Source organism: Stappia sp. ICDLI1TA098 (genome assembly GCF_054880955.1).
Map to the genome: position 1 here is coordinate 134223 of NZ_JBTZBT010000001.1, position 21272 is coordinate 155494.

Sequence of the window (21272 nt, forward strand, 5' to 3'; positions counted from 1 at the left end):
ACGCGGGCCGTTTCAAGCGCGCGTTTCCGCTTCTTCGAGTTCATCGTCGGAGGCATCCGGCGTCAGGCTCTGCTCGGCCTCGGCCGTCGGCTGGCGGGTGAAGCCGGAAACGCCGGCGGCGGTTTCCTGATAGTCGCGGGTGATCTCCACCGGGCTCACGACATAGGCGGTGATCAGTTCGGCGAGCGAGCGCAGCGCGTGCATGTGGATGCGCTCGTGGCCGTGGGAACTGTCGACGCCGAACGTGATGAGTGCGGTGCGCACATCCGCGCCCGCTTCCACCGCGCTGGCCGAATCCGAGCGGTAGTAGCGGAACACGTCCTTCTGGTAGCGGATGTCGTTTTCCTGGCAGAGATCGACCAGCTTCTTCGTCAGGTGATAGTCGAAGGGGCCGGTCTGGTCGGCCATGGAGAAGGTGACGCCGAACTCGCTGGAGTTCTGCCCGGGGGCGGTGGTGCCATTGTCGACGGCGATCATCGAGGCGACGTCGGGAGTGACGATGGACGAGGCACCGACGCCCACTTCTTCCGCGATGGTGAAGAGCCAGTGGATGTCGACCGGTGTCTCGGCGCCGGCCTGGTTCAGCGCTTTCAGCGCCGCCAGCATGACGGCGACGCCCGCCTTGTTGTCGAGGTGGCGTGAGACGATGAAGCCATTGTCTAGGAACTCCGGGCTCGGGTCGATGGCGACGATATCGCCGACCTCGATGCCGAGACGTTCGAAATCGGCAAGGCCGGTGGCCAGGGCATCGACGCGCAACTCGACGTAATCCCAGCCGATGGGCAGCGTGTCGACCTCGTCGTTGAACGTATGGCCGGAAGACTTCAGCGGCAGGATGGTGCCGCGATAGGCCCCGTGTTGCGAGAAGATCGTCACCCGCGCGCCTTCGGCGAAGCGGGCCGACCAGGTGCCGATTGGCACCAGCGACAGGCGACCGTTGTCGTGCAGGAACTTCACCTGGGCGCCGAGTGTGTCGAGGTGGGAGACGAGTGCGCGGGCGCCGCGGCGCTGGCCGCCCTTGCGGATCGCGCGCATGGCGCCGCGCCGGGTCAGCTCGACGGAAAGACCCAGGCGTTCCAGCTCTCCGGAGACGTGACGGACAATGGTGTCGGTGTAGCCGGTCGGACTGGGGATCGCGAGAAGGGCCTTCAGGGTGTCGGCAAGATAGGTGGTGTCGATCGTAAGGCGGGTCATCCGCTCACCTCCGCGCTGGATTGGTCGGCTGCCGCCTGCCGGGCGGTCGCCGGCATCGACAGGGGGAAGAGCAGGTCGACGAAACGCTCGGCCGTCGGCTGCGGTTCATGGTTTGCAAGGCCCGGCCGCTCGTTGGCCTCGATGAAACGGTAGTCCGCCCCGGTCGGCGCCTTGACCATCAGGTCGATGCCGGTCACCGGAATGTCGATGGCGCGGGCCGCGCGGATGGCCGCGTCGACCAGAACCGGATGGATGATGTCGGTGACATCGTGGATCGTGCCGCCGGTGTGCAGATTGGCGGTCCGCCGAACCTCCAGCTCCATGCCTGAGGGCAGCACTTCGTCGAGGGCGCGGCCGGACTGGCGAACGGTGCGTTCCGTTTCCGCGTCAATGGGGATGCGGGACTCGCCGCCCGTCGCCGCCGCCCGCCGCCGGCTCTGGGAGGCGATCAGGTCGCGGATGGTCTGGCGGCCGTTGCCAACGATCACCGGCGGGCGACGGATCGCGGCGGCGACGAGCTTGTAGTTGATGACGATGAGCCGCAGGTCCTGGCCCTCGACGCATTCCTCGACGAGCACGGTGTCGCAGATCCTCCGTGCCGCCTCGACCGCCGCTTCCACCTCTTCAAGCGTGGTCAGGCCGACGGCAACGCCGCGCCCCTGCTCGCCGCGCGCCGGCTTGACGACGACCTTGCCATGCGCGGCGAGAAAGGCCTCGAGCGGGGCGGCGTCGTCTCCGGCGATGATCTCCGCCGGCACGGCGACGCCGGCCTTCTCGACGACGGTGCGCGTCGCCGTCTTGTCATCGCAGATCGACATGGCGACGGCGCTCGTCAGTTCGCTCAGGCTCTCCCGGCAGCGGATCGTGCGTCCACCCTGCGAGAGGGCGAAGAAGCCGCGCTCGGCATCGCTTACCTCGACGCGGATGCCGCGCCGGCGCGCCTCGCGGACAATGATCTTGGCGTAGGGGTTCAGCCGGTCGTCGGCGTCGGGCCCGGTGAACAGCGTCTCGTTGATCGGGTTCTTCCGCTTCACCGAGAAATAAGGCACCCGGTAGAAGCCGATCTTCTCGTAGAGCGCGATGGCCTGGGTGTTGTCATGCATCACCGAGAGGTCGAGGTGGGCGAGCCCGCGCGCGGCGAAATATTCGGCCAGATGGCGCACCAGCGCCTCGCCAATGCCGGCGTGGCGGGCCTGCGGGTCCACGGCGAGGCACCACAGCGAGGAACCGCGCTCGGGGTCGTTGAAGGCGCGCATGTGGTCGACGCCGGTGATCGTTCCCAGGATCTCGCCGCTGGTCTCGTCCTCGGCGAGGAAATAGCACACGGCCCGCGCGTCGCGCTTCGACCAGAAGAAGTCGGGGGGAACCGGAACCATGCCGCGCGCGGCATAGATGCGGTTGATCGCGTCCGCGTCGGTCCTTGCCGTGAGCCGGCGCAGGAAGAAGCCGCTCAGCGGTCGGCGCGAGGCACGGTAGGTGGAAAGCTGCAGGCGGTAGGTGTGCGAAGGGTCGAGGAACACTTCCTGCGGCGCATTGGCGAGCACCACATGCGGGTCGCGCACGTAGACGGCAATGTCGCGCCGGTCGAGCAGCTCGCCCTCCAGCGCGGCGACGATCTTCTCCGGGTCGGCGAACGTCTGGCCGAAGATCAGCCGTCCCCAGCCGAGGTCGAGCGCGCAGTCGGCTGCGGGAGCGGGGGCACCTGTCTCCCGCGGGTCTATCGGGGGCTTCAGGCTATCCTCGCGCATCCGCTTCAGCCGATGCGATCTGGCGTCGCGCGGGCGCGTCTCGCGCGAGCGCGTGTCACGCGGACCGCCGCCCGGGGGCTTGTTGCTCGCCATGTCGCGTCCTCAGATATCGTTGCTCTGCAACCAGAGCTCCAGCAGGGCGACCTGCCACAGTTCCGAGCCCTGGAGCGGGGTGATGTGCGAGCCCGGGTCGGCGAAGAGCCGGTCGAGATAGGCGCCATCGAACAGACCGCGTTCGCGGGCCGGCTGCGAGGTGAGCGCGTCGCGGGCCATCTCCAGATAGGGGCCATCGAGATACTTGAGCTGCGGGACCGGGAAGTATCCCTTCTTGCGGTCGATGACCTCGTGGGGAACCACCAGACGAGCCGCCTCCTTGAGCACGCCCTTGCCGCCATGGGCGAGCTTCAGCTCGGGAGGGATCGCGGCGGCGAGTTCCACCAGTTCATGGTCGAGGAAGGGCACGCGCGCCTCCAGCCCCCAGGCCATGGTCATGTTGTCGACCCGCTTCACCGGATCGTCGACCAGCATGATCTCCGCGTCGAGCCTCAGCGCCCGGTCGACAGGCGTTTCCGCGCCCTCGGCCATGAGATGGCCCTCGACGAAGGCGAGCGCCTCGTCGCGGTCGGCCATCCAGCCCTTGCCGAGCTGGGTCGCGAGCGTCGCGTTCGGGCGGTCGAAGAAGACGCGGGCGTAGTCGGCGACCACGCCGCTGGACCCGGCAAGCGGAGGATACCAGTGGTAGCCGGCGAAGATCTCGTCCGCGCCCTGGCCGGACTGCACCACCTTGATGTGCTTCGAGACCTCGCGGCTGAGCAGGTAGAAGCCGATGTTGTCGTAGGAGACCATCGGTTCCGACATGGCCGCGATCGTGTCCGGCAGCGCGGCCATGAGATCCGACGAGGGCACGAAGATCTTGCGATGATCCGTGCCGAAATGCCTGGCGATCAGGTCGGAGTAGACGAACTCGTCGCCCTTTTCTCCATTGGCCTCCTCGAAGCCGATGGAGAAGGTCATGAGGTCGCTCTGACCTTCCTCGGCCAGAAGCCCGGTGATCAGTGAGCTGTCGACACCGCCGGACAGCAGCACGCCGACGGGAACGTCGGCGACCATGCGCCGGCGCACGGCGATGCGCAGCGCCTCGAGCACCCGGTCGCGCCAGTCATCGGCGGTCAGCTCCGCGTCGCCCGCCCGGCGGGTGTAGCTGGCGTTCCAGTAGCGGCGTTCGCTTGTCGTGCCATCGGCAAGCACCCGGCGGATTGTCGCCGGAGCGAGCTTGCGGATGCCTTTCAGGATGGTGCGCGGAGCGGGCACGACGGCGTGAAAGCTCATGTAGCAATTGAGCGCGGCGCGGTCGATTTCGGTTGAGATATCGCCGCCGGCGAGCAGTGCCTGCACGCTGGAGGCAAAGCGCAACCGGCCGGTGGCCTCGGCGAGATAGAGCGGCTTGATGCCGAAGCGGTCGCGGGCAAGCGTCAGCGATCCGTCGCGGCGATCAAAGATGGCAAAGGCGAACATGCCGTGGAAGCGGCTGACGCAATCCGCGCCCCAGGCGTGATAGGCCTTGAGGATCACCTCGGTGTCGCCGGAGGAAAAGAAGCTGTAGCCGAGCCCCTCCAGTTCTGCGCGCAGCTCCGGGTAGTTGTAGATACAGCCGTTGAAGACGATGGAGATCCCCAGCGCGGGATCGCTCATCGGCTGCGCGGCCTGGTCGGAGAGGTCGATGATCTTGAGCCGCCGGTGGCCAAGGGCGACGGGACCTTGCGCGCTGACGCCGGAGCCGTCCGGTCCGCGCGGGGCGAGCTTGTCCGTCATGCGAGCGACGGTCGCAGCCTCTGCAATTCGTCCATCGAAGCGAAATTCTCCGGCAATGCCGCACATGTGATGCTCATCTCCTTCGGTCCGGCTTGGGGCAGTCTCGCCGCGCAGCCCAGTGTGCGCCAGTCTCTCGCGACGGCGCAACGGTCGTTTTTCCGCCGAAGCAGCATTGCTGATGCGTGTCCGGCAGGTCTTGCCTACATAACGTGCGAGCTTGAAATTCGTTTCAAAGGGCAAATAATCAGGGAACGAATTATTCGTCTGTTGAGTTTCTTGGTGGTGATGAAATTGCCTTTCGGCAGGGAGTGGATCGTGGCGGTTGAGCGTGACGGGCAGCGTGGGGGAGACGGAAATGGCCTGCGGGCTGTCGAGGTTCTGCCCGAGACGCAGTCGGTTGCCGACGCGATCCGGCGCATCGCGCACGGTCTGGACGTGCGGTCCAAGCGCGTTGCGCGCGAGTGCGGCCTCACGGTTCCGCAGATCGTCGTGCTGGAGGCGGTCCGGGACTGCGAGGGGGCGACGACGGGAGAAATTTCGCGCCGGGCGCGGCTAAGCGCCGCGACGGCCGTCGCCATCCTGGAGAAACTCGAGGCGCGCGGCATCGTCGAGCGTCTGCGCAGCAGGCAGGATCGGCGGATCGTCCACACGCGGCTCACAGCCGTCGGCGCTGAGCTTCTGGCGGGCGCGCCGCCGCCCCTGGCGGAGGCCTTCTACAGCGGTATGGCCGCGCTGGAGCCGGACGAGCGCGCAACCCTCGCGCGGGCATTTCGCACGGTCGCCGGGTTCATCGACCGGCAAGAGGAGGCGTCGGAGGACGGTGACCGTCCCCCGACGCCGGCAGGGCGTGTCAGCCGAGGACCTCGGTGATTGCCTCGCGGGTCGCCTCGACGATCCGGTCGGCTTCTGCCTCGCTCAGGCAGAAGGGCGGAGCAAAGCCCAGCATGTCGGCCTGCGGCATGGCGCGGCCGATGACGCCGCGCTTGAGCAGGGCGGCCGAGACGGCGGGGCCGACCTTGGCGCTGGTCTCGAAGAAGGTGCGGGTGTCCTTGTCCTTGACGAACTCGACGGCGCAGAGCAGTCCCTCGCCGCGCACGTCGCCGACATGGCGGTGGCCGGAGACAGCATCCTTCATCTTCTCGCGCAGGTGAAGGCCGACCCGGGCGGCGTTCTCGATCAGCCCCAGGTCGTCGATCAGCTTGAGGTTGGCGATGCCGGCGGCCGCGCCGATGGGGTGGGCCGAATAGGTCCAGCCATGCCCGATGGCGCCATATTCGTCGGTTCCCTTTTCCAGAACCTCCCACATGTTCTTCGAGACGATGGAGCCGGAGAGCGGCGCATAGGCCGAGGTCAGGCCCTTGGCGATGGTGATGAGATCGGCCTCGATGCCGTAGTGGGTTGAGCCGAACATGCTGCCGAGACGGCCGAACCCGGTCACCACCTCGTCGGCGATGAGCAGAATGTCGTGACGCTTCAGGACCTTCTGGATCGCCTCCCAGTAGCCGGCTGGCGGCGGCACGATGCCGCCGGTGCCGAGCACCGGCTCGCCGATGAAGGCGGCGACGGTGTCAGCGCCCTCGCGCGCAATCAGCGCCTCGAGATCGGCGACGCAATGGGCGACGAAGTCGGCCTCGCTCATGTCCAGGTCCGGCCGGCGGAAATAGTCCGGCGCGACGGTGTGCTTCACCATGTCGAGCGGCAGGCCGAACTTGTTGTGGAACAGCTCCAGGCCGGTCAGCGAACCGGTCATCAGGCCCGAGCCGTGGTAGCCGCGCCAGCGGGAGATGATCTTCTTCTTCTCGGGCCGGCCGAGCACGTTGTTGTAGTACCAGACGAGCTTGATGTTGGTCTCGTTGGCGTCGGAGCCGCCAAGGCCGAAGTAGACGCGCGACATGTTCTCCGGCGCGCGGTCGATGACCATCCGCGCCAGGGTGATCGAGGCTTCGGTGCCGTGTCCGACATAGGCGTGGTAGTAGGCGAGTTCCCTTGCCTGGGCGGCGATGGCGTCGGCGATCTCCGGGCGGCCATAGCCGACGTTGACGCAATAGAGGCCGGCGAAACCGTCGAGCAGCTCGTTGCCGTCACGGTCGACGATGGTCGAGCCGTGACCGCTGGTGACGATGCGCGTCGGGCTTTCGCCGCGCGCGTGCTGGGCAAGATGGGTGGAGGGATGGAAGAAGGTCTCGCGATCCCATTTTCCGAGTTGGTCGTTGGTCAGCATGTGGTCTCTCCCTGTGTTGTGAGACATGTCTTCGGATGCGGAGCCGGCGCCGCCTGCTGGCATGAGACGCCGGCGAAAAGTCGGGGGCGGGGAGGCGGTCGCCTCAGCTCCAGTCCCGGCAGACGTATTTGACTTGCATGAATTCACGCATGCCCTGGGCGGCTCCCTCGCGTCCGAGGCCGGACTGCTTCGTACCGCCGAAGGGGATCGTCGCGCCGGTCACCTTGGTCCGGTTGACCGCCACCATGCCGTACTCGAGCGCGCGCGACAGCCGGTAGATGCGGCTCGGGTCGCGCGTGTGCAGATAGGCGACGAGGCCGTAGTCGCTGTCGTTGGCCCGCGCCAGCACCTCTTCCTCCGTATCGAAGGGCAGGATCGCGGCGACGGGGCCGAAGGTTTCCTCGTGCAGGATCTTCGCGTCGGCGGGCACGTCGGCAAGCACGGTCGGCTCGAAGAAGAGCGTTCCGGCCGGGTGCCGGCGCCCGCCTGTCAGGCAGCGCGCGCCGCGTTCCAGCGCATCGGCGACATGTTCCTCCTGCTTTTCCATCGCCCGTGCGTTCATCAGTGGGCCGATGTCGGGATCCTCAAGCCCCGGGCCGACGCTCAGCGCCTCGGCGGCGCGGGCGAAGCGGGCGCAGAAGGCGTCATAGACCGGCCTTGCGACGAAGATCCGGTTGGCGGCGAGACAATCCTGCCCGGAGGTCGCGAATTTCGCCTTGATCGCCTCGGTGACGGCGCGCTCCAGATCGGCGTCCTCGAACACCAGCAGCGGGGCGTGGCCGCCGAGCTCGAGAACGAGCTGCTTGACCGTCGGCGCGCACTGGCCGTAGAGCAGCCGGCCGATTTCGGTCGAGCCGGTGAAGGAGAGCACCCGCACCCGCTTGTCGGCGGTGAAGGCGCCGACGACGGTCGGCGCATCGCCGGTGACGACGTTGAGAACGCCGGGGGGAAAGCCCGCGCGCTCGGCGAGTTCTGCCAGCGCCAGCGCCGAAAGCGGCGTCTCTGCGGAGGGGTGAATGACCACGGTGCAGCCGGCGGCGAGGGCTGCGGCTGCCTTTCGGGTGATCATGGCGCTCGGGAAGTTCCACGGGGTGACGAGGGCGGCGACGCCGGCCGGCTCGCGCCACAGCTCCATTTCCGCGTCGGGCAGATGCGAGGTGACGCCGTCGATGTCCGGACGACGCGCCTCCTCGGCGTAGAATTCGACGAAGCTGGCGGCATAGTCGATCTCGCCGCGCGCCTCCGACAGCGGCTTGCCCTGCTCGAGCGTCATCAGCCTGGCGAGATCCTCGCGGTTGCTCAGGATTTCCTGGTGCCAGCGGCGCAGCGCGTCGGTGCGCTGCTGCGGCAACAGCCAGGCCCACGCGGGAAAGGCGCGCGCGGCCGCATCTACCGCGGTGCGCGCCTCCCCGGCACCAAGGCGGGCGACCTCGGCGATGGGCTCAAGGTCGGCGGGATCGGCAACGGTGAAGGTGGCGCCGTCGGTCGCCGCCGCCCAGCGCCCGTCGATGTAGGAGAAGGTTCTCAGCAGGCGCGGGTCGTCGAGAAGCGTGCCGGCGAAACCGCCGGGCTCGGTGCCGGCCTGCGTTCCGTCTTCGATGCGCCGCGTTGCCTTCTTCATGGTCCCGTCTCCCGCCGGTTGTGAGGATCATGCGGCTGTCGGTGCAGGCCGCCTGTTCCCGAAGCTTGGGCGAAATCCGGAAGAAGGCGGGTCTGAAAGCGCGCCGGCCGGCAGACGATCCGTCTTTTCTTCGAGCCGGGTGGGGTCCGATCGGTCGCCCGCCGCCGCTTTCGTTCAGTCTCCGTCGGAGAAGAGCACCTCGAAGGGGGGAGGACCTGCGGATTTCACGGCCTTGGTGACGATATAGGTATAGTAGCGGGCGATGGCGGTGCCATTGTCCAGCATCCTGTCAATCAGGCGCTGATAGCTGTCGATGTCGCGGGTGACGATCTGCAGCAGATAGTCGAAGCCGCCGCCAAGCGACCAGCAGCTTTGCACCTCGGGGATGGTCATCACCGCGCGCTCGAAGGCCGCCAGCGTCGCGCCGCTGTGATTTGCAAGCTCCAGCGTGACGAAGACGGTGACATGCGGGGCGATCTTCTTGAGTGCGATCTCCGCACGGTATCCCTCGATGATGCCGGCCTTCTCAAGCCGCTTCAGGCGCTCCCAGCACGGGGTCGGGCTGAGCGCGATGCGCCGCGCCAGGTCCGCCTTGGAAAGACGGCCCTCTTGGGCAAGAACCCTCAGGATGGCGATGTCGCGGTCGTCGAGGCGGATCATCTTCCGGTCATAGCCGGGGTGCTTGCGGCTGTCCATCGTGGCCGCGCCGGGAGCATTGTCGTTCATCCGACACGAAAATGCTCAGGCACGACGCGCGCTCGGGCGGGGCAACATAAGGTCTGTCCAAGGGCTTTGCGCCGTGATTAGAACGAAAATGGGGTGTCAGATCGACCTTTCGCCCCGATCCCGCACCACGAACCGCGCATGAGGAGGAGCGATGCCGGCGACCGAACTCCCGTTTTCCCAGATGGAATTCTCCCGCCGTCTGGAAAAGGTCCGCTCCGCCATGCGCGAGCGCGACATCGATGCGCTCTTCGTCGAGGACCCGTCCAACATGGCCTGGCTGACGGGCTACGACGGCTGGTCCTTCTATGTGCATCAGGGCGTTCTCGTCTTCCTCGACGCGGATCCGATCTGGTGGGGGCGGCGGCAGGACGCCAACGGCGCGGTGCGCACGGTGTGGATGGATGACGACCGGGTCGCCGCCTATCCCGACTATTTCGTCCAGTCCAACGTCTGTCACCCGATGGAGACGCTCGCCGCGCTGATCGTGCAGAACGGCTATGGCGAGGCGCGCATTGGCGTGGAGATGGAGAATTACTATTTCACCGCCAAGGCTTTCGCCGTGCTTCAGACCGAGATGCCGGAGGCGCATTTCGTCGATGCCACGGCACTGGTGAACTGGCAGCGGGCGGTGAAGTCGGACGAGGAACTGGTCTTCATGCGCCGGGCGGCGCGGATCTCGGAAAAGATCATTGACGGGGTCATCGAGCGCATCCGTCCGGGCATGCGCAAGACCGATCTGGTCGCCGACATCTACGCCGACGCGATCCGTGGCACCGAGGACGCCTGGGGCGACTATCCCGCCATCGTGCCGCTGCTGCCGAGCGGGTCGGATGCGGCGGCCCCGCATCTCACCTGGGACGGCCGGCACATCCAGGCGGAGACGGCGACATTCTTCGAGATCGCCGGCTGCTACCGGCGCTATCACGCGCCCTTCTGTCGGACGATTTTCCTCGGCAAGCCGCCGCAGTATCTGCGCGATGCGGAAAAGGCGCTGGTCGAGGGGCTGGAGGCAGGACTCGATGCGGCGCGCGTCGGCAACCGGGCGGCGGATGTCGCGCGGGCGCTCGCGGCGCCTCTCGAGCGGGCCGGCATCGACCGGGCGGCGCGGTGCGGCTATCCCATCGGCATTTCCTATCCGCCCGACTGGGGCGAGCGCACGATCTCGCTGCGCATCGAGGACGAGACCGTGCTGGAGGCCGGCATGACCTTTCACTTCATGCCGGGCCTGTGGATGCAGGACTGGGGTCTGGAAATCACCGAAAGCATCGTCATCCGGGAGAACGGCCCGGCGGAATGCCTGTGCAACCGGCCCCGGGCGCTCTACGTCAAGGAGTGAAGGAGGGCGCTTCATGGCGTTGATTGACGACACGCGCGAGATCCTTGCGGAGCTGATCGCCTTTCCCACGGTCTCGCGCGACAGCAACCTGGAGCTCATCGCCTATGCGGCCGACAGGCTCGGGGCGCTGGGCGCGCGCACCGCGGTGCTGACCGACGAGACCGGCCACAAGGCCAATCTCTTTGCCACCATCGGGCCGCAGACGGATGGAGGCATCGTGCTTTCCGGCCATTCCGACGTGGTGCCGGTGGAGGATCAGGACTGGTCCTCCGATCCCTTCCGGTTGCGCGCGGAAGACGGGCTCCTCTACGGGCGTGGCGCCTGCGACATGAAGGGCTTCATCGCCGCGACGCTGGCCATGGCGCCGCGTTTCGCCGATACGGATCTGGTGCGGCCCGTCCACATCTGCCTCACCCACGACGAGGAAGTCGGTTGCCTTGGCGCGCGCCGGCTGGTGGAGGAGATCGCCCGCTGGGAGATGCGTCCCTCGGTCGCGATCATCGGCGAGCCGACAGAGATGCGGATCATCGAGGGACACAAGGGCTGCTGCGAGTACACCACCGTCTTTTCCGGGTTGGAGGGGCACGGCTCGCGGCCGGAACTCGGCGTCAACGCGGTCGAATACGCGGTGCGCTACGTCTCCCGGCTGATGGAGCTGCGCGAGACGTTGAAGGGGCGTGCTCCGGCGGCAAGCCGCTTCGAACCGCCCTGGTCGACGCTTCAGGTCGGGCGGCTCGCCGGCGGCGTCGCCCACAACGTCATTCCCGGCCATGCCTCTGTGGACTGGGAGATGCGCCCCGTCAGCGAGGACGACAAGCGGTTCGTCTGCGAGGCGATCGGGGCCTATGTGCGCGATGAACTGCTGCCGGACATGCGCAGGGTCGCGCCGGAGGCCGAGGTGCTGACGCATGTCATCGGCGAGGTTGCGGGGCTGGAACCGGTCGACGACAATGAGGCCCGACGCATCGTGGCGGCGCTCACCGGGGCAAACGGGGCGGACGTGGTTGCCTTCGGCACCGAGGCGGGCCTTTTCCAGTCGCTCGGCATGTCGGCGGTCGTCTGCGGCCCGGGCTCCATCGCCCAGGCCCACAAGCCGGATGAATTCGTCAGCCTCGACCAGCTCTCCGCCTGCCTCGACATGCTCGGCGGCCTCGCGCGGAAACTCTCCGCCTAGGCTTTTTTCTCGGGATCGGTGGTGACCGAAAGCGTTACCCGGTCTGCGGCGAAGCGGCTCAGGCTGAGCTGGATCGGGCGTCCCTCGCCGTCGGCATTGAGCGAGCGGGTCAGCAGCACCACGGCGCCCGGCTGCAGGGCGAGATCAGCCCTGTCGGTGCGGCTTGCCGGTGCGGCCGAGATCTCCGTCGACACGCGCATGTAGTCGGAAACCCCGCAGGCGGCGAACGCCTTGGTGATCGAGCCAAGCTCGCGGAAGTGACCGGGAAGCGCCTCGAAACGGATGGCGTCGAACCAGTGGGTCGCGCGCGACAGAGGGGTTCCATCGGCTTCGCTCACCACTTCCATGCGCAGGACGCCCGCTCCCTCGGCGAGGCCGAGCGCCGTGGCAACAGCGACGGTCGCCGGTTCGCCGACCGTCTCGATCAGCCGTCCCACAGTGCGCGAGACCTGGCCGCCGAGGCCGGCGGAAAACCGTGTGCGCGGGCCGATCGGATAGGTCAGGCGCGCCCGTGGCACGATGGTCGTGCCGCGCCCCTGCACGGTCTCGACCACGCCTTCGCGGGCCAGGGCCGAAAGCGCCTGGCGCACCGTGTGGCGGTTGACCTCGAACTGGGAGGCAAGGGCCGCCTCTGTCGGAAGGCGGCCGGTGTCGTCATAGACACCGTTGCCGATGGCGGCGCGGATGTCGTCGGCGATCTGTCGCCACAGGGCAACGCCGGTCTGTCGGTCGAGCCCCCGGGGGGCGGCCTCGTCTCCGCTCCTGCCCGTCGTTTCGCCGCTGTCCCTGTCCGCTTCGCTCACGCCAGCACCTTGCTCCGGCCGCGTTCCGGCCCGTTTCCGTTGCGCGTGTTTGCCCCATTGCGCCGCCGGCATCAAGCCAGCCGCTTTCCGCCTGCACTGCTGCCGGCCGGCTATTTTCGCGCCAGCGGTCATCAACCCGTCATGGGACAGCGGTATCTTACATTTGTTGGTTGTCTATAACACTAGACAAATTTTGCGGAGAGGCGTAAAACCCTCGGCAGGACGACAGGCCCCGACGACCGGCGCCGCCGGAACGGGGCGAGGCGAGTTCGAAACGGAGCGAACCGATGACGACTTCTGAGCGGGCAGAGGATCTCTCGCCCCAAATGGCGGGGCTCAAGGCGTTGATGGACGTGCTTGCCGCCTCGCCGCGCGCCGAGATCGAGGCTTGTGTACAGGCGCTGGGCGCGGTGCCCGAGGCGCAGCCGGTGCGCGGGCCGGAGACCGGGCTCGTCATGCTGCGCGGGCGCATCGGTGGCGACGGCGCGCCCTTCAACCTGGGCGAGGCGGTGGTCACCCGCGCCACCGTGCGTCTGGACGACGGCACGGTTGGCCATGCCTACGCGCTCGGTCAGGACAAGGCCAAGGCCCGGCTTTGCGCCACCCTTGCCGCGCTCTGGTCGCAGGGCGGGTGCTGCGAGGCGCTGCTGCGCGATGTCGCCGAACCACTCGCCGAGGCGCGCGCCGGCGAGGCCTCGAAGGTCCGGCGCGAGGCCGCCGCGACGCGGGTCGACTTCTTCACCATGGTTCGCGGAGACGACTGATGAGCACCGCAGATCTTTCCGCCATCGCCGTTGCCGGCGGCTTTGCCGAGCCGGTGTTCGGTGCGCAAGGGGTGTTTCGCGTCCTGATGGACGCCACCGCGCGGCCGGGCACGGTCGTGCCGCTTGCCGTGGAGGTCGCGCCGCCGGCCCCGCTTGGCGTCGGGGCGGGCGCCATCGCGCTGGCGCTTTGCGATGCCGACACGCCTGTCTGGCTTTCTCCCTCGCTGCGCGGAGATACCGTTGCCGCCTGGATTGCCTTCCAGTGCGGCGCGCCGCTGAGCGACGATGAGGGCAAGGCCGACTTCGCCTTCGCGCCCGCCGCCGAAGCGCCGGGGCTTTGCGCGCTTTCGCAGGGAAGCCAGGAGTATCCGGACCGCTCGACCACCCTGGTGCTTGAGATCGAGGCACTTGAGGGCGGCGAGCGGTTGACGCTCCAGGGGCCCGGCATCGACGGATCCCGTGTCATCGCGCCCAGGGGACTTCCCGCGGATTTCCTCGCCGCGCGCGCCGACAACCGCCTGCTTTTTCCCCGTGGCATCGACGTGGTGCTGGTTGCCGGCAGCGAGATCCTCGCCTTGCCGCGCAGCACCGTGATTGCCGCGACCGACATGGAGGCCCGCTGACATGTATGTGGCTGTAAAGGGTGGCGAGGCCGCCATCGCCAATGCCCACGAGATGCTTGCCGACCGTCGGCGCGGGGACCGTTCGGTTCCCTCCGTCTCCGTCGCCCAGATCGTCGAGCAGCTTTCGCTTGCCGTCGACCGGGTGATGGCGGAAGCCTCGCTCTATGCACCCGAGCTTGCCGCGCTTGCCGTCAAACAGGCGCGGGGCGACATGATCGAGGCGATCTTCCTGCTGCGCGCCTACCGGACGACCCTGCCGCGCTTTGGCGCCTCGCGTCCGCTCGAGACCGGCGCAATGATTGCCGAGCGGCGGGTGTCGGCGACCTACAAGGACCTGCCGGGCGGGCAGGTGCTCGGGCCGACCTTCGACTACACCCATCGCCTGCTCGATCCGGATCTGGCCGGCGACAGCGAGGTCGCCGCCGCACCGATGCGCGCAAGCGAGGGCGAGCCGCTGATGCGGGTCGCCGACATTCTCGCCGGAGAGGACCTGATCGAGGGCGCGGCGGCGGGCGATGCGCAAAGGGCCGAGCCCTCCGGTGACCTGACCCGCGAGCCGACCGAGTTTCCCATGGCCCGCGATCTCCGGCTTCAGGCGCTGGCGCGTGGCGACGAGGGCTTTCTGCTGGCGCTCGGCTATTCCACCCAGCGCGGCTATGGCCGCACCCATCCCTTCGCCGGTGAAATCCGCCTGGGGCTGGTTGAGGTTGAGATGGATGTGCCGGAGCTGGGCTTCTCCGTCTCGCTCGGGCAGGTGCGCGTCACCGAATGCCAGATGGTCAACCAGTTCGCCGGTTCGGCGAAGGCGCCGCCGCAGTTCACCCGTGGCTATGGGCTGGTCTTCGGCCAGTCGGAGCGCAAGGCCATGGCCATGTCGCTGGTCGACCGCTCGCTTAGGGCCGACGAGTTCGGCGAGGACCGGGTGGCGCCGGCGCAGGACGAGGAATTCGTCATTTCCCACTGCGACAACGTTCAGGCGACCGGCTTCGTCGAGCACCTGAAACTCCCCCACTACGTCGACTTCCAGGCGGAGCTGGATCTGGTGCGCCGCATGCGCGCCGAGTTCGAGGCCGCCCGCGCGCGAGACGACGAGACGGCGACCCCGGCATCGGAGGCTGCGGAATGAGCACGAGCGCAACGAGAACCGGCGCGGTGTCGGGCGACATCGCCAGCTACAACTTCGCCTATCTCGACGAGCAGACGAAGCGGATGATCCGCCGGGCGATCCTCAAGGCGATCGCCATCCCCGGCTATCAGGTCCCCTTCGCCAGCCGCGAGATGCCGATGCCCTACGGCTGGGGCACGGGCGGCGTACAGGTGACGGCCTCGATCATCGGTCCCGATGACACGCTCAAGGTCATCGACCAGGGCGCCGACGACACCACCAACGCGGTCTCGATCCGCGCCTTCTTCCAGAAGGTCGCGGCCGTCGCGGTGACGACGCACACGGGCGAGGCCTCGATCATCCAGACACGCCACCGGATCCCGGAAGCGCCTCTGCGCGAGGGGCAGGTCATGGTCTATCAGGTGCCGATCCCCGAGCCGCTGCGCTTTCTGGAGCCGCGCGAGACCGAGACGCGCAAGATGCACGCGCTCGAGGAATACGGGCTGATGCACGTCAAGCTCTACGAGGACATCGCCCGCCACGGCCATATCGCCACCACCTACGCCTATCCGGTGCTGGTCGCCGGGCGCTACGTGATGGACCCGTCGCCGACGCCCAAGTTCGACAATCCGAAGATGGACAATTCCCCCGCTCTGCAGCTTTTCGGCGCGGGCCGCGAGAAGCGGATTTACGCGATCCCGCCCTACACGCGGGTCGTCAGCCTCGACTTCGAGGATCATCCCTTCGAGATCCAGAGCTTCGATGAACCCTGCGCGCTTTGCGGCGCGGAGGGCGTCTACCTCGACGAGGTGGTGCTCGATGACAAGGGCGGGCGGATGTTCGTGTGTTCCGACACCGACCATTGCGAGGAACGGCTCGCGGCCGGCCACCGCGGCCGCCTCGCGCCCGATGAGGCCTATGGCAGCAAGGAGACCGTGGCATGAGCGGGCTTGCACATGACGACGACCTGCCGCTGCTCTCCGTCGCGGGACTGACCAAGTCCTACGGTGCGCGCATCGGCTGCGAGAACGTGAGTTTCGATGTCTATCCGGGTGAGGTGCTTGCCATCGTCGGCGAGAGCGGATCGGGCAAGACCACGCTTCTCAACTGTATCTCGACCCGGCTCGAACCCACGTCCGGCTCGGTCAGCTACCGGATGCGCGACGGGACGGTGCGCGATCTTTACGGCCTCGGGGAGGCCGAGCGCCGGCTGCTGATGCGCACCGACTGGGGCTTCGTCCATCAGAACCCGGCCGACGGGCTGCGCATGACGGTGTCCGCCGGCGCCAACGTCGGCGAGCGGCTGATGGCGGTGGGCGAGCGTCACTACGGCCGCATCCGCGAGACCGCGACCGAGTGGCTCGGTCGCGTCGAGATTGACGAGGACCGCATCGACGACCAGCCGCGCGCCTTTTCCGGCGGCATGCGCCAGCGTCTGCAGATCGCCCGCAACCTGGTCACCGGCCCGCGTCTCGTCTTCATGGACGAGCCGACCGGCGGCCTCGACGTCTCGGTGCAGGCGCGCCTGCTCGATCTGCTGCGCGGCCTCGTTTCCGATCTCGGGCTGGCGGCCATCGTCGTCACCCACGATCTCGCGGTGGCGCGGCTGCTGTCGCACCGGATGATCGTGATGAAGGGTGGGGAGGTGGTCGAGGCCGGCCTCACCGACCGCATTCTCGACGATCCGCAGGCGCCCTACAGCCAGCTTCTCGTTTCCTCGATCCTGCAGGTGTGACCATGAGCAAGCTTTCTTCCGGGTTGGAACCCGGTGTCGCCCTTTGCGTCGCGGGCCTTTCCAAGGCCTTCACCATGCACCTTCAGGGCGGCGTCCAGCTTCCCGTGGTCGAGGGCGCGCATTTCTCGGTCATGGCCGGCGAATGCGTCGTGCTCGGCGGTCCGTCGGGGGCGGGCAAGAGCTCGATCCTGAAGATGCTCTACGGCAATTATGCCGCCAACTCGGGCAGCATCCTGCTGCGTCACGGGGAGGGGGTGGTCGATCTCGTCGCCGCCGATCCGCGCGCGATCATCCGCGTTCGGCGCGACACGATGGGCTACGTCAGCCAGTTCCTGCGCACGGTGCCGCGCGTCGGGGCGCGCGACGTGGTGGCGGAGCCGCTCGTGTCGCGGGGCATCGAGCCTTCGGCCGCGCGCGAACGGGCGGCGGCGCTTCTTGAGCGCCTCAATCTGCCGGAACGGCTGTGGTCCCTGCCGCCGGCGACCTTTTCCGGCGGCGAGCAGCAGCGCGTCAACATTGCGCGCGGCTTCATCACCGATCATCCGGTGCTGCTTCTCGACGAGCCGACGGCCTCGCTCGATGCGGTGAACCGGCGGATCGTCATCGAGATGATCGCCGAGAAGAAGGCGCGCGGCGTCGCCCAGATCGGCATCTTCCACGATGAGGAGGTGCGCGAGGCGGTGGCCGACCGGATCGTCGACGTCACCGTCTTTTCTCCGGCGCGTGCGGCGTGAAGGGGGCGACGATGACCAAGCTTTCGCAAACGCCACTGGTGCACGAGACCGCCAGCGTCGTGGACAGCCGCCTCGGCCGCTATACGGAGGTCGCAGAGCGCTCGCGCATCAGCGAGGCCACCCTCGACGATTATTCCTATGTCACGCAGGACTGCGTCATCTGGTGCGCAGATATCGGCAAGTTCGCGAATATCGCCGCCGCCGTGCGCATCAACGCCCCCAATCATCCGACGTGGCGGGCGACGCTTCACCACTTCACCTACCGGGCCAACGACTACTGGCCGGACGCGGGGACGGAGGAGGCCTTTTTCGACTGGCGGCGCGAAGGGCGCGTGCGCATCGGCCACGATGTGTGGATCGGGCATGGCGCAACGGTGCTGCCCGGCGTCACCGTCGGCGATGGTGCGGTGATTGGGGCGGGTGCCGTCGTCTCGCGCGATGTCGCGCCCTACACGATTGTCGGCGGTGTGCCGGCAAAGCTTATTCGCGAGCGCTTTTCTCCAGATATCGCGGCGGGAATGCAGAAGCTGGCCTGGTGGGACTGGGATCATGACCGGTTGCGCAGGGCTCTGGAGGATTTTCGTCTGCTCAATGCGGAAGAGTTCCTGGCTAAATACATGGAAAGTAACGGGATGCGCTGAAGTGAAGTTGGTGTGCGCTGTCAGAAAACCTTCACGAAATCGCAGGCAGGTTGTCATGTTGGCGCATTACGCAGGCCCCGATAACGACAATCGGGGCGCAAATGTTCAAACTCGACGGTGTGACGCGCAAATTCGGCACATTCACTGCGGTGAAGGCGGTGACGCTCGACATCCCGCAAGGTCAGATGGTCGGCGTCATCGGGCGCTCCGGCGCGGGCAAGTCCACCCTGCTTCGCATGATCAATCGGCTGATCGATCCGACCGGTGGCCGGCTGGTGTTCGACGGTCTGGAGGTTTCCGCTCTGCGGGGCCGGGGGCTGCGGAACTGGCAGCGCGACTGCGCCATGATCTTCCAGCAGTTCAACCTGGTTCCGCGCCTCGACGTGCTGACCAACGTCCTGCTTGGCCGGCTCAACCACCGCTCGACCGCGCTCAACCTGCTCGGCATCTTCTCTCGCGAGGAGCGGGCAGCGGCGATTTGCGCGCTGGAGCGCCTGGGCATCGCCCAGACGGCGCTGCAGCCGGCCGGCACGCTTTCGGGTGGCCAGCAGCAGCGGGTGGCGATCGCGCGCGCACTGATGCAGCGTCCGCGCATGTTGCTTGCCGACGAGCCGATCGCCTCGCTCGATCCGCTCAACGCCCAGAAGGTGATGGACGCGCTCAAGGACATCAACGAGCGCGAGGGCATCACCGTCATCACCAATCTGCACACGCTGGATACCGCCCGCAGCTATTGCGAGCGGATCATCGGCATGTCGGAGGGCGCGGTCGTCTTCGACGGCACGCCGGAGCAACTGACCCCGCTTGTCGCGCGCCGCATCTATGGCGCGCAGGCCGAGGAGCTCTCGGAAGCGATCACCTCCACCAGTCTTTCCATCGCCCCGCGGGCGACCCCCGAATCCGCTCGGGCCCTAGAACCGGCGCTTGCTGCCGGCTAGGGCCGCGGATCGGCCGCCCGCGTGTCGACCGGCGGCCGGCGCATCTGAAGCGTGAACGACGAACGCCCGGAAAATCCGGAACACCCATGGAGACGTCAATGCTCAAGAACCTTCTTCTTGGCACCGTTGCTGCTGCCACGATGCTATCGGCGGCCGCCGCCATTGCCCCGGCCCAGGCCGAGACCGTCAAGGAATTCCGCGTCGGCATTCTCGGCGGCGAGAACGAGGCCGACCGCCTGCGCAACTTCCAGTGCCTGACCGAGAAGCTGCCGGCCGCGATCGGCGTCGAGAAGGTCGCCCTCTTTCCGGCGGCCGACTACGACGGCGTCATCCAGGGACTTCTGGGTGGCACGCTCGACTACGCCGAGCTCGGCGCCTCGGGCTACGCCAAGGTCTTCCTCGACGACGAGAAGGCCGTCGAGCCGATCCTGACCACTGTCCAGACCGACGGCTCCACCGGTTACTATTCGGTGATGGTCGTGCGCGCCGACAGCGGCATCAAGTCGCTCGAGGAGATGAAGGGCAAGAAGCTCGGCTACGCCGATCCGGACAGCACCTCGGGCTTCCTCGTTCCCTCCGTGACCCTGCCGGAAGCCATCGGCATGCCGGTCGCCGACTACTTCGGCTCCACCGGCTTCGGCGGCGGTCATGAGAACCTCGTCCTCGAGGTGCTCAAGGGCACGTTCGACGGCGGCACCACCTGGGCCTCCGGCGTCGGCGAGTTCAAGGACGGCTACACCTCCGGCAACCTGCGCAAGATGGTCGACAAGGGCATCCTCGACATGGACGACCTGGTCCAGGTCTGGCAGTCGCCGCTGATCCCGAACGGCCCGATCGTTGTGCGCACCTCGCTCGACAGCGACGTCAAGGCGAAGTTCAAGGACTTCATGATGAAGCTTCCCGAGAGCGATCCGGCGTGCTTCTCGGCGATCCAGGGCGGTGACTACACCGGCTACACCGAGGTCAATGCCGACTTCTACAAGGCCATCGTCGCGGCCCGCAAGGCCAAGATCGGTTCCTGATCCATCGCATCGCGACGGGCGGCGGCCACAGGGCCGCCGCCCGTTTCATGCAGTTCCCTTCCTTCTTTTCACGGCTTCCCATGGCGTTCGCAACGGTCTCCCCATCTACCGCCGGTCCCGCCGGTGCGGCCGGCCTCTCACCGGCCGGTGAACTGATCGAGCGTCACTGGCGCGAGCAGGCCGCGCGCAAGCGCCTTTACACCTGGGGCGGGCTTGCGGCCCTTCTCCTGGCGCTGTCCGGCGCATTGTGGTTCGCCAACGACACCAACGCCGGTAAGTTCTTCGACCGGCTGCCATACTTCTTCGACTTCTTCGTCGATCTTGCGCCGCGCGACCCCTGGGAGGTCTGGCGCGCCCTGTTCGACTTGCCGTCGCCCTACTACGATGGCAGCCTCAAGTACAATTACCCGGAGGGGCGGATTTATCTGACCGAAGGGATCTATGTTCCCGAGTATTTCTACAAGATGCTCGAGACGCTCAATATCGCGATCCTGTCGACGCTGATCGGCTTTTTCTTTGGCTTCCTGCTGTGCTTTCTCGCGGCCAAGAACATGGTCGCCAACGTCTGGCTGCGCGGCACCGTGCGCCGGTTCATGGAGTTCCTGCGCGCCTTTCCGGAAATCGTCATCGCCGGTTTCTTCGTCGCCATCCTGACCATCGGCCCGATCCCTGCGATCTTCGCCGTGTCGATCCACACCGTCGGCGCACTCGGCAAGATGTTCTTCGAGGTGGTCGAAAACGCCGACATGCGCCCCGACGAGGGGCTGCGTGCGGCCGGGGGCAACTGGCTGGAGCGCGTCTGGTTCGCCATCGTGCCGCAGGTCATGCCGAATTTCACCAGCTACGCGCTGTTGCGCCTGGAGATCAACGTGCGCGCTTCGACCATCATCGGCGCCGTCGGCGGCGGCGGCATCGGCGAGGCGTTGCGCCTGTCGATCAGCCGCGGTCACGAGGCCAAGACGCTGGCGATCGTGCTCCTGCTGTTCCTGACCATCATCGCCGTCGACCAGTTCTCCGCGTGGCTGCGCAAGCGCCTCGTCGGCGAGCAGGCCTTCGCGTTCGGCCGCTGAGGGGA

The 21272-nt window shown here is 67.3% G+C and carries 20 protein-coding genes; 13 read left to right on the plus strand and 7 right to left on the minus strand.

Annotated elements, in window-relative coordinates; translation table 11 throughout:
* Positions 1–12 precede the first annotated feature (12 nt).
* The 3 genes from ACSLUQ_RS00545 to ACSLUQ_RS00555 are packed head-to-tail and all read right to left on the minus strand — an operon-like array spanning position 13 to position 4820.
* Complete coding sequence (locus ACSLUQ_RS00545; protein ID WP_417773450.1) at positions 13–1194, minus strand: osmoprotectant NAGGN system M42 family peptidase; 1182 nt, start codon at positions 1192–1194, stop codon at positions 13–15.
* Positions 1191–3035 (minus strand): N-acetylglutaminylglutamine synthetase, encoded by a 1845-nt coding sequence (gene ngg / locus ACSLUQ_RS00550; protein ID WP_461807416.1) that lies wholly within the window; start codon positions 3033–3035, stop codon positions 1191–1193. Before ngg ends, ACSLUQ_RS00545 begins: the two co-directional genes overlap by 4 nt.
* A 9-nt stretch (positions 3036–3044) precedes the next feature.
* Positions 3045–4820: an N-acetylglutaminylglutamine amidotransferase gene (locus ACSLUQ_RS00555; protein ID WP_461807417.1), complete on the minus strand. Its 1776-nt coding sequence runs from the start codon at positions 4818–4820 to the stop codon at positions 3045–3047.
* A 3-nt stretch (positions 4821–4823) separates the two neighbouring features.
* Here ACSLUQ_RS00555 and ACSLUQ_RS00560 point away from each other — a divergent pair, with 3 nt between their 5' ends.
* Positions 4824–5624, plus strand: a complete 801-nt coding sequence (locus ACSLUQ_RS00560) for a MarR family winged helix-turn-helix transcriptional regulator (protein WP_461807418.1) — start codon at positions 4824–4826, stop codon at positions 5622–5624.
* Here the strand turns inward: ACSLUQ_RS00560 and ACSLUQ_RS00565 are convergent.
* From ACSLUQ_RS00565 to ACSLUQ_RS00575, 3 genes are all read right to left on the minus strand, one after another.
* Entirely contained in the window at positions 5605–6975 is a 1371-nt protein-coding gene (locus tag ACSLUQ_RS00565) for an aspartate aminotransferase family protein (protein WP_417773454.1), read from the minus strand. The genes ACSLUQ_RS00560 and ACSLUQ_RS00565 overlap by 20 nt on opposite strands.
* Before the next feature lie 103 nt (positions 6976–7078).
* Positions 7079–8596 carry an NAD-dependent succinate-semialdehyde dehydrogenase gene (locus ACSLUQ_RS00570; RefSeq protein ID WP_461807419.1) on the minus strand — a complete coding sequence of 506 codons (1518 nt, stop codon included), beginning with the start codon at positions 8594–8596 and terminating at the stop codon, positions 7079–7081.
* A gap of 174 nt (positions 8597–8770) precedes the next feature.
* Entirely contained in the window at positions 8771–9256 is a 486-nt protein-coding gene (locus tag ACSLUQ_RS00575; RefSeq protein ID WP_417773536.1) for an Lrp/AsnC family transcriptional regulator, read from the minus strand.
* Positions 9257–9473: 217 nt separating this feature from the next.
* Here ACSLUQ_RS00575 and ACSLUQ_RS00580 point away from each other — a divergent pair, with 217 nt between their 5' ends.
* Both ACSLUQ_RS00580 and argE read left to right on the plus strand, forming a co-directional pair.
* Positions 9474–10658: a M24 family metallopeptidase gene (locus tag ACSLUQ_RS00580; protein ID WP_417773456.1), complete on the plus strand. Its 1185-nt coding sequence runs from the start codon at positions 9474–9476 to the stop codon at positions 10656–10658.
* A gap of 13 nt (positions 10659–10671) precedes the next feature.
* A complete protein-coding gene (gene argE / locus ACSLUQ_RS00585; RefSeq protein ID WP_461807420.1) occupies positions 10672–11832 on the plus strand; it encodes an acetylornithine deacetylase in 1161 nt (386 codons plus the stop codon).
* Here the strand turns inward: argE and phnF are convergent.
* Positions 11829–12635: a phosphonate metabolism transcriptional regulator PhnF gene (phnF, locus tag ACSLUQ_RS00590; RefSeq protein ID WP_461807421.1), complete on the minus strand. Its 807-nt coding sequence runs from the start codon at positions 12633–12635 to the stop codon at positions 11829–11831. The genes argE and phnF overlap by 4 nt on opposite strands.
* A 287-nt stretch (positions 12636–12922) precedes the next feature.
* Here phnF and phnG point away from each other — a divergent pair, with 287 nt between their 5' ends.
* From phnG to phnE, 10 genes are all read left to right on the plus strand, one after another.
* Positions 12923–13399, plus strand: a complete 477-nt coding sequence (phnG, locus tag ACSLUQ_RS00595) for a phosphonate C-P lyase system protein PhnG (protein ID WP_461807422.1) — start codon at positions 12923–12925, stop codon at positions 13397–13399.
* Entirely contained in the window at positions 13399–14022 is a 624-nt protein-coding gene (gene phnH / locus ACSLUQ_RS00600) for a phosphonate C-P lyase system protein PhnH (protein ID WP_461807423.1), read from the plus strand. Before phnG ends, phnH begins: the two co-directional genes overlap by 1 nt.
* Before the next feature lies 1 nt (position 14023).
* Positions 14024–15148, plus strand: a complete 1125-nt coding sequence (locus ACSLUQ_RS00605; protein ID WP_461807424.1) for a carbon-phosphorus lyase complex subunit — start codon at positions 14024–14026, stop codon at positions 15146–15148.
* Complete coding sequence (locus ACSLUQ_RS00610) at positions 15145–16071, plus strand: alpha-D-ribose 1-methylphosphonate 5-phosphate C-P-lyase PhnJ (protein ID WP_417773462.1); 927 nt, start codon at positions 15145–15147, stop codon at positions 16069–16071. Before ACSLUQ_RS00605 ends, ACSLUQ_RS00610 begins: the two co-directional genes overlap by 4 nt.
* Positions 16068–16862, plus strand: coding sequence for a phosphonate C-P lyase system protein PhnK (gene phnK, locus ACSLUQ_RS00615; RefSeq protein WP_417773463.1), 795 nt, complete (start codon positions 16068–16070; stop codon positions 16860–16862). Before ACSLUQ_RS00610 ends, phnK begins: the two co-directional genes overlap by 4 nt.
* A 2-nt stretch (positions 16863–16864) precedes the next feature.
* Positions 16865–17596: a phosphonate C-P lyase system protein PhnL gene (phnL, locus tag ACSLUQ_RS00620; RefSeq protein ID WP_461807425.1), complete on the plus strand. Its 732-nt coding sequence runs from the start codon at positions 16865–16867 to the stop codon at positions 17594–17596.
* A gap of 11 nt (positions 17597–17607) precedes the next feature.
* Positions 17608–18237 (plus strand): DapH/DapD/GlmU-related protein, encoded by a 630-nt coding sequence (locus ACSLUQ_RS00625; RefSeq protein ID WP_417773465.1) that lies wholly within the window; start codon positions 17608–17610, stop codon positions 18235–18237.
* Positions 18238–18338: 101 nt separating this feature from the next.
* Complete coding sequence (gene phnC, locus ACSLUQ_RS00630) at positions 18339–19175, plus strand: phosphonate ABC transporter ATP-binding protein (RefSeq protein ID WP_417773466.1); 837 nt, start codon at positions 18339–18341, stop codon at positions 19173–19175.
* Positions 19176–19273: 98 nt separating this feature from the next.
* The gene (gene phnD / locus ACSLUQ_RS00635; protein ID WP_417773467.1) at positions 19274–20197 is read left to right on the plus strand and encodes a phosphonate ABC transporter substrate-binding protein; all 924 of its coding nucleotides are present in this window, start codon (positions 19274–19276) and stop codon (positions 20195–20197) included.
* Between the two features lie 80 nt (positions 20198–20277).
* Positions 20278–21267 carry a phosphonate ABC transporter, permease protein PhnE gene (phnE, locus tag ACSLUQ_RS00640; RefSeq protein ID WP_417773468.1) on the plus strand — a complete coding sequence of 330 codons (990 nt, stop codon included), beginning with the start codon at positions 20278–20280 and terminating at the stop codon, positions 21265–21267.
* The last annotated feature ends 5 nt before the right edge of the window (positions 21268–21272 follow it).

Coding starts and splice junctions, on each gene's coding strand:
- ACSLUQ_RS00545 (WP_417773450.1), bottom strand. CDS start 1,194: ATGACCCGCCTTACGATCGACACCACCTATCTTGCCGACACCCTGAAG.
- ngg (WP_461807416.1), bottom strand. CDS start 3,035: ATGGCGAGCAACAAGCCCCCGGGCGGCGGTCCGCGTGACACGCGCTCG.
- ACSLUQ_RS00555 (WP_461807417.1), bottom strand. CDS start 4,820: ATGTGCGGCATTGCCGGAGAATTTCGCTTCGATGGACGAATTGCAGAG.
- ACSLUQ_RS00560 (WP_461807418.1), top strand. CDS start 4,824: ATGCTCATCTCCTTCGGTCCGGCTTGGGGCAGTCTCGCCGCGCAGCCC.
- ACSLUQ_RS00565 (WP_417773454.1), bottom strand. CDS start 6,975: ATGCTGACCAACGACCAACTCGGAAAATGGGATCGCGAGACCTTCTTC.
- ACSLUQ_RS00570 (WP_461807419.1), bottom strand. CDS start 8,596: ATGAAGAAGGCAACGCGGCGCATCGAAGACGGAACGCAGGCCGGCACC.
- ACSLUQ_RS00575 (WP_417773536.1), bottom strand. CDS start 9,256: ATGATCCGCCTCGACGACCGCGACATCGCCATCCTGAGGGTTCTTGCC.
- ACSLUQ_RS00580 (WP_417773456.1), top strand. CDS start 9,474: ATGCCGGCGACCGAACTCCCGTTTTCCCAGATGGAATTCTCCCGCCGT.
- argE (WP_461807420.1), top strand. CDS start 10,672: ATGGCGTTGATTGACGACACGCGCGAGATCCTTGCGGAGCTGATCGCC.
- phnG (WP_461807422.1), top strand. CDS start 12,923: ATGACGACTTCTGAGCGGGCAGAGGATCTCTCGCCCCAAATGGCGGGG.
- phnH (WP_461807423.1), top strand. CDS start 13,399: ATGAGCACCGCAGATCTTTCCGCCATCGCCGTTGCCGGCGGCTTTGCC.
- ACSLUQ_RS00605 (WP_461807424.1), top strand. CDS start 14,024: ATGTATGTGGCTGTAAAGGGTGGCGAGGCCGCCATCGCCAATGCCCAC.
- ACSLUQ_RS00610 (WP_417773462.1), top strand. CDS start 15,145: ATGAGCACGAGCGCAACGAGAACCGGCGCGGTGTCGGGCGACATCGCC.
- phnK (WP_417773463.1), top strand. CDS start 16,068: ATGAGCGGGCTTGCACATGACGACGACCTGCCGCTGCTCTCCGTCGCG.
- phnL (WP_461807425.1), top strand. CDS start 16,865: ATGAGCAAGCTTTCTTCCGGGTTGGAACCCGGTGTCGCCCTTTGCGTC.
- ACSLUQ_RS00625 (WP_417773465.1), top strand. CDS start 17,608: ATGACCAAGCTTTCGCAAACGCCACTGGTGCACGAGACCGCCAGCGTC.
- phnC (WP_417773466.1), top strand. CDS start 18,339: ATGTTCAAACTCGACGGTGTGACGCGCAAATTCGGCACATTCACTGCG.
- phnD (WP_417773467.1), top strand. CDS start 19,274: ATGCTCAAGAACCTTCTTCTTGGCACCGTTGCTGCTGCCACGATGCTA.
- phnE (WP_417773468.1), top strand. CDS start 20,278: ATGGCGTTCGCAACGGTCTCCCCATCTACCGCCGGTCCCGCCGGTGCG.